Here is a 6,651-nt window from a genome sequence, read left to right as displayed (position 1 = left end):
ATGCTCGGCCGGTACTCCTTCCAGCTTCCCGACCTGCCCGGAGGCCTGCGCCCGCTGCGCGACCCGGACGCCACCGACGAGGAATGACCCGGTCCTGGCCCGCACCGCCAGACGGGAGGACCATGGAGGTACGTCCGGCGGTGCGGCCAGTGCGGCATGGTGCGGGCGTTCTGGTTGCGACGCCGGGGCGGCGCGTGCTCGTCAGAGTGTCTTTGGGCGCGGGGCGTCCGCCGGTCTGTCGTGTGCTGTACCGGCGGACTCGGTGTGTGAGAGTGCGGCGAGGAGCCGCAGTTTCTCGTCGCTGTCGCTGTCCTTGTCGGGGTAGTAGACGACGAGGATGACGTCGCCGATGGCGAGTTTGTCGCGGTGGAGGCGTAGTTCACCGACAACGGGGTGGTGGACGGTGGTCGTGCCTCCGTCGAGACTGCGGACGTCATGGCGGGCCCACAGGGTGCGGAACCGCTGACTGGACAGTGCGAGTTCTCCGACGAGTTCGACGAACCGGGGGTTGTCGGTGTCGTCCCCGATGGTGGTGCGAAGGGCGGCGACAGAATCCGCGGTGGCCTTCGTCCAGTCCTGTTGGAATGCCTGTTCCTCGGGGTCGAGGAGGAGGGAGCGCAGCCGGTTCTTGCCGGGCTGCAGGCGGGGGGAGAGCGCGACCGCCATGGGGTTGGAGGCCAGGACATCGAACGCGCGCCCTTCGACGAACGCGGGGATCTGAAGGTGGGCGAGCAGCTCGTGCACCCGCGCCGGTACGTGCTCGGGCCGCTTGCGCCGCGGCGCCCTGGGGCGTGCCGCCGCGAGGCCGAGCAGATACGTCTGCTCGATGTCGTCGAGCTGCAAGACCCGCGCGAGTGATTCGAGGACCTGCGGTGAGGGGTTCTTGTCACGGCCCCGTTCCAGGCGCAGGTAGTAGTCGGGACTGATTCCGGCGAGCAGGGCGACTTCCTCACGGCGCAGGCCGGGCACGCGGCGGTTGCCGCCGGTCGGGAGTCCTGCCTGCGCCGGGGAGACCAGCTCACGCCGGGCACGAAGGTAGCTGCCGAGCCGGTTGCCGGATTCCTCATCCTTCATACCGACATCGTAATTCGGTGCGCGTGTCTCAGAGGGGGTCCTGGCAGGACCAGGGAAGACGGGGGCCCTGCCACACCCGGCGGATGCCGTCAAGACTGCGATAGCACTGTTTTGAAAGAGACAGAGAGCATCACTGTCTGCGCCGCGGGCCTGAACGCCGGCGGCGCCCTGGACTGAAGGGAAGACCTCGTGGATCTCTCCAATCGCACCGTTCTCATCGTCGGCGGAACCTCGGGTATCGGGCGAGAGCTGGCCCGGCGGTTCGCTGCGGCGGGCAGCACCGTGGCCGTTGGCGGCCGCAGCCCGGAGGCACTCTCGGAACTCGCCGAAGAAGGCTTCGGCACGATCAGCATCGACGTCACCGACAGTGCTTCCGTCGCATCTGCCCGTGACACCGCGCTCGCCCGGTACCCCGAGCTGGACACCGTGGTGACGATGTCGGGGGTCATGCTCCTGGAAGACGTGCGCGACCCCGCGCACTTCGAGGCGGCAGCGACGACGATCGACACCAACCTGCTCGGCACGATCCGAGTCGTCGACGCCTTCACCCCGCACCTGGTCCGGCGGGGTACCGGCACCTTCATCACCGTCACCTCCGGCATCGCCTTCCTGCCATTCCCGCCCATGCCCAGCTACGCCGCCTCGAAGGCCGCGGTGCACGCCTACTCCGAGGCACTGCGCGCGCAACTCGACGGCACCGGTGTCGGCGTCGTCGAGCTCGTCCCCCCGGCCGTCGCCACGGCAGGACAGGAAAAGGTGAACCCGCACGCGCTGCCGCTCGACGACTTCGCCACCGAGGTCATGCACCTGCTCTCGCAGAACCCCACCCCCCACGAGATCCTCGTGAAGGGCGTCCTCGTGCACCGCTGGGCCGAGCGCGACGGCACCTACGACGACCTCGTCGCACAGCGATCCCAGGCCCTGGCCATGCTCCCCAGCCGCCAAGGCTGACACCCTTCCCCTCCCGATCGACGGCCTCATCGCTCATCGCCCGAACCCCGCCACCCGAACGGCCTCGCCCACGCGGCCCACCCTGCCGGGCGGCGACAGTTTCAGCGGCGGGCGTCTCCGGGGGCGAGCAGGCTGGTGACTTCGGCGATCGCCTCCGGGGAGGGCTTGAAGTAGCGGCGGACGTTCTCCGGCTTCTTGTGCCGGGACTTCGCCATCAGCATCAGCAGCGAGGCGCCCTGCTCACCGAGGTGGGTCAGCGCGGAATGGCGGTACTCGTGTAGGTCCCAGCCCGTTCCCAGGCCGCGCAGGGCGGTGTGCTCGTCCAGCAGCGCGCGGGCCTGACCGTACGACAGGCGCGCCAGGCCGGTGTCCGGGCAGACATCGCGGGGGCTGACAACCTTGCCCGGACCTGGACGGCGGTGGGTGACGAACACCGGCCCCCGAGTACGGCCGCGCAGCAGCCGGGGCAGGAGCCGGGCGGTGCCGGCGTCCCAGTAGACGGTCTCCAGCACGTAGTCCTCGCGTGCCTGGCCCCGGCGGCGGGCCTTGCTCCGGGCGCCCTTGGCCTTCACGGGACAGCGGCGCGCGGCGAGGTCCAGGTCCTCGATGTTCACCCCGAGGATCTCCTCCGCGCGGGCGGCGGTCTCGTAGAGCATCGGGGGTTGAGGAACATCGGAACGAAAACCGGCGCTAAGCCTCCGTCGGCTCTGGTGGACGGCTGACGGAGAGTCGGCGACCGGACCCGTCTGAAGTCGTCCCACGGATAACGCCCTATTATCTGCAGGAGCTTGGTTCGTCACCTGCGGTGACGTTCTCCGGGCCGTACGTGAAGCGGCCCTGTTATCTGCGGCAAGGGGGAAGCGGTGCCCACCGTCGTGCAGCTGCCGGCCGGGAAGACGTTGACCGTCCGTGCGGCGGCGGACGCCTTCCTCGACTCGCTCGGTAACCCGAACACGGTCCGCAGCTACTCGACCGGCGTCGGCAAGACGGCCGAGCGGATCGGTGAGGCCCGCCCGCTCGGGTCGGTCGCGAACGACGAGATCGGTGAGGCCCTGGAGCTGCTGTGGGGCACCGCGGCGGTCAACACTTGGAACGCGCGTCGGGCGTCGGTGCTGTCGTGGCTGGGCTGGTGCGAGGAACACGGCTACGACGGGCCGTCCGTCCCGGCCTGGGCGAAGCGGCTGGCGGTGCCGGACTCCGAGACCCCGGCCCGCTCGAAGATAGCCGTGGACCGGCTGATCGCCCGGCGCGAGGTACATCTTCGGGAGAAGACGCTGTGGCGGATGCTCTATGAAACCGCCGGGCGGGCGGAGGAGATCCTCGGCGTGAACATCGAGGACCTGGACTTCGCCGGGCGCCGCTGCCCGGTCAAGGCCAAGGGCGCCCGGAGCAAGGTCCGACGCCGCGGCCAGGCGCGCGAGGACTTCGTGCTGGAGACCGTCTACTGGGACGCCTGTACCGCCCGGCTCCTGCCCCGCCTGCTGCGAGGCCGGACCCGGGGCCCGGTGTTCGTCACCCACCGCCGCCCGGCCCGGGGAAGGTGGTCAGTCCGCGCGATGTGTGCCCGGACACCGGCCTGGCCCGGCTCTCCTACGGCCAGGCCCGAGCCCTGCTGGACGAGCACACCGCGATGTGCGGGCCGGGCACCGGCTGGGACCCGCACGAGTACCGCCATTCCGCCCTGACCCATCTCGGCGAGCAGGGCGCCTCCTTGCTGATGCTGATGGCGAAGTCGCGGCACAAGAAGCCGGAGAACGTCCGCCGCTACTTCAAGCCGTCCCCCGAGGCGATCTCGGAGCTGACCAGCCTGCTTGCCCCCGGCGACGCGCGCCGCTGACCCTGCTGTCAGCAGTGTGCCCTACCGTGGAACCACACCACGGCCAGACGCGTACCGCCGTTCGCCGCCGCTCTGAGCGCCCACGCCGCCAGGGACACAGTCGGCCAAGGTCCTCCGGGGCCCGCGCCGGTCGAGTCGGCTCCCAGCGTCGCCGCCGAACTGGCCCGCCGGATCGCACTGATCACGTCCAACGTCGACGGGCGACAGGTGCTGGCCGTCTCCTCGGCCGACCACCTCACCGCAGAGGGCAGCCGGGCGATCATCGCGGAGAACCGCGCGGCATACATCGCCGAGTACGGCGAACCCGCTTAGTCACTCGTCGTCGGCGGCGACTGACGCGGGTCTCGGTCACCGGGCGATTGTGGCCGCCACCGAGTGGGCGATGTCGCGATGAGCCTCGTGTTCGGCGAGCCGGCCGGTGAGGGCAGCCCGGATGTCTTCGTAGGTGTCGGGGCCGAGCGGGAGGCGGAGCGGGGTCGCGCCGGAGTCGACGAGGTCGATCATCGCTTCCGTGAGCTTCTCCGCGCTGTTGGGCACCGGGAAGTGGCCGCCGAGGAACGCCTGCCGGGTGTCGGCCGCGGGGGTGTTCTCGTACTCCGGCAGGGGCGGTGCGATGTCCAGCGACGTGCCGAAGCTGGTGGGGGTCGCGCCCGGCTCGATGATGGTCAGGGCCAGGCCGAACGGCGCGATCTCGTGGGCGACGGTCTCGCAGAACCCCTCGATGCCCCACTTGGAGGCGTGGTAGTAGCCGAGGCTGGGGTAGGTGGTCTGACCGCCCGCGGTGGACACCTGCAGGATGCGGCCTCGGCCCTGGGCACGCAGGTGCGGGAGGGCGGCACGGATGACCTGGATCGAGCCGAGCAGGTTGGTGTCGATGACGCGTCGGATCTGCTCGTCGGATGCCTCCTCGACGGAGGCGAGGACGCCGTAGCCGGCGTTGTTGACGACGACGTCGATCGTCCCGAGGGCCTTGAACGCCTCGGTGACGACGCGACGCACTTGCTCGGTGTCGGTGACATCGAGCTGGGCGGTCCAGAGCCGGTCGCCGTGCTCGGCGCGGAGGTCGTCGAGAGCCTCGGGCCGGCGGAGCGTGGCGGCGACGCGGTCGCCACGGGCCAGCAGGTGTTCGGTGAGCAGTCGCCCGAAGCCTGAGGAGGTGCCGGTGATGAACCAGGTGGTGGTCATGGTGTGTCCTTCGCTGTGTGGTGCGCGCGGCTGGTCGCGGTGTCGCTGATGCGGACAGGGGTCATCGACGCGACGGTCTGGGCCTGGGCTGGGGGTGAGTCGGCCAAGTTGCTCGCGCTGCCGTGAGGCAACTCGGCCGGACTCGTGAAGGGGTGCCGTCGTCAGCGGGTGCCCGCCTCGGCGCGCGCATAGAACGCGGCGAGCTCGTGGGGGTTCTTGGTGTAGACGTCGATCTTGCGCACCGTGCCGTCCTCGACCTGGTGGATCTCGACCATGGTCAGCGGGAACTCCTCACCAGTGGTGTGGGCCGTGAGCGTTCCGGTGAGCGTTCCGATGACGCCGGCCGGGCCTTCGAACACCTGGGCATCGGTGATGGCGACGTTGGCGTAGCCCATCATCGCGCCCAGGATCGACTCCACGAACACCTCCCGGCCCTGGTGCACGCCGCCGTAGGGGAGCTGGGTCGGCTCGTCGACGATCACCTCCGGGTCGAGCTTGGCCAGCACACCCGGCACGTCGCCCTTGCCCAGCGCGTCATACAGCCCTCGCACGACATCCGCGGGGCTCTCCGTCACCGTCGTCATCTGGTTGCTCATCTCGCGTGCCCTTCAGTTGTGTTCCGGTACTGGAAAGGTCGGCCGGCCCGGGGGCGTATGCGTCCTCCCACCGGTCGGGCCCCGGAGGATCGGGGCACGCACCATGCAACGGCAGACGGCCGTGACGGGGGAGTCTCCGCTGCGAGGGGTACTGGCAGGGACCCCCCACCCCTCGCGCTGCCTGCCTACCCTGGTCCCCATGGACAACCGGGACGCAGTCAGCGCATTCCTCCGCTCCCGACGCGAGAAGATCACCCCCGAGCAGGCGGGTCTGCCGACCTACGGTCGGCGGCAGGTGCCCGGACTACGCAGGGGCGAGGTCGCCACGCTCGCCGGGGTGAGCGTCGAGTACTACACGCGCCTGGAGCGCGGCAACCTGCGGGGTGTCTCCGACAGCGTGCTGGACGCCCTGGCCCAGGCACTGCGGCTGGATGCCACCGAGCGCATGTACCTGTACGACCTCGCCCGCGCCGCCGGACCGGCGCCCGGAGCGCGGGCCCGGCAGCGGGAAGCCCGACCGACGGTACGGCCGAGCGTGGCGCGGATCGTCGAGGGTATGCCGGGGATGCCGGCATACGTGATGAACAACCGCCTCGACACAATGGCCGCCAACCCGCTGGGCCGGGTCCTGTACTCGGAGATGTACGCCGATCCGACCTGCGGGGCGAACGTCGCCCGGTTCGCGTTCTTCAATCCAGCAGCCAGGCGGTTCTACACCGACTGGGAGCGCATGGCCCGCTTCGCCGTGGGTGCGCTGCGCGTCGAGGCGGGGAAACGCCCTTACGACCGGGAACTGTCGAACCTGATCGGTGAACTGTCCACCCGCAGCGACACCTTCCGCGTGATGTGGGGATCCCACGACGTGCATGTCTTCCGCGAGAGCACCAAACGCCTCAACCATCCGCTCGTCGGCGACCTGGAACTCGATCAGGAGACCATGAGCCTGCCGGACGAAAGCGGCCTGAGCGTGGTCGTCTACAGCGCGCCCCCCGAAACCGCCGCCGAGGA

The 6,651-nt window shown here is 70.0% G+C and carries 6 protein-coding genes and 2 pseudogenes; 4 read left to right on the top strand and 4 right to left on the bottom strand.

Annotated features, from left to right (window positions below; translation table 11 throughout):
• Positions 1–201: 201 nt before the first annotated feature.
• Complete coding sequence (locus AB0L95_RS41530; protein ID WP_365171793.1) at positions 202–1,074, bottom strand: helix-turn-helix transcriptional regulator; 873 nt, start codon at positions 1,072–1,074, stop codon at positions 202–204.
• Between the two features lie 189 nt (positions 1,075–1,263).
• Between AB0L95_RS41530 and AB0L95_RS41525 the strand changes: the two genes are divergently transcribed.
• Entirely contained in the window at positions 1,264–2,025 is a 762-nt protein-coding gene (locus AB0L95_RS41525) for an SDR family NAD(P)-dependent oxidoreductase (protein WP_365171791.1), read from the top strand.
• Positions 2,026–2,126: 101 nt separating this feature from the next.
• Here AB0L95_RS41525 and AB0L95_RS41520 read toward each other — a convergent pair.
• Positions 2,127–2,681: pseudogene (locus AB0L95_RS41520) on the bottom strand (tyrosine-type recombinase/integrase); the annotation flags it as partial.
• 207 nt (positions 2,682–2,888) lie between these two features.
• Here AB0L95_RS41520 and AB0L95_RS41515 point away from each other — a divergent pair.
• A pseudogene (locus AB0L95_RS41515) lies at positions 2,889–3,862 on the top strand (site-specific integrase).
• 348 nt (positions 3,863–4,210) lie between these two features.
• On the opposite strand, the gene AB0L95_RS41510 reads toward AB0L95_RS41515, so the two are convergent.
• Positions 4,211–5,047 carry an SDR family oxidoreductase gene (locus AB0L95_RS41510; protein WP_365171789.1) on the bottom strand — a complete coding sequence of 279 codons (837 nt, stop codon included), beginning with the start codon at positions 5,045–5,047 and terminating at the stop codon, positions 4,211–4,213.
• A gap of 3 nt (positions 5,048–5,050) precedes the next feature.
• On the opposite strand from AB0L95_RS41510, the gene AB0L95_RS41505 reads away from it, so the two are divergent.
• Positions 5,051–5,173 (top strand): hypothetical protein, encoded by a 123-nt coding sequence (locus AB0L95_RS41505; protein WP_365171787.1) that lies wholly within the window; start codon positions 5,051–5,053, stop codon positions 5,171–5,173.
• 35 nt (positions 5,174–5,208) lie between these two features.
• On the opposite strand, the gene AB0L95_RS41500 is transcribed toward AB0L95_RS41505, so the two are convergent.
• Positions 5,209–5,643, bottom strand: a complete 435-nt coding sequence (locus AB0L95_RS41500) for a nuclear transport factor 2 family protein (RefSeq protein WP_365171785.1) — start codon at positions 5,641–5,643, stop codon at positions 5,209–5,211.
• Positions 5,644–5,842: 199 nt separating this feature from the next.
• On the opposite strand from AB0L95_RS41500, the gene AB0L95_RS41495 reads away from it, so the two are divergent.
• Positions 5,843–6,651 (top strand): helix-turn-helix transcriptional regulator (locus tag AB0L95_RS41495; protein ID WP_365171783.1); only part of this gene is annotated, 809 nt, incomplete at its 3' end.

This window comes from Streptomyces sp. NPDC052036 (assembly GCF_040680495.1).
GTDB lineage: Bacteria > Actinomycetota > Actinomycetes > Streptomycetales > Streptomycetaceae > Streptomyces.
The sequence above is the reverse complement of the archived record's forward strand: the minus strand, read 5'-3'. Positions and strand labels throughout refer to the sequence as shown.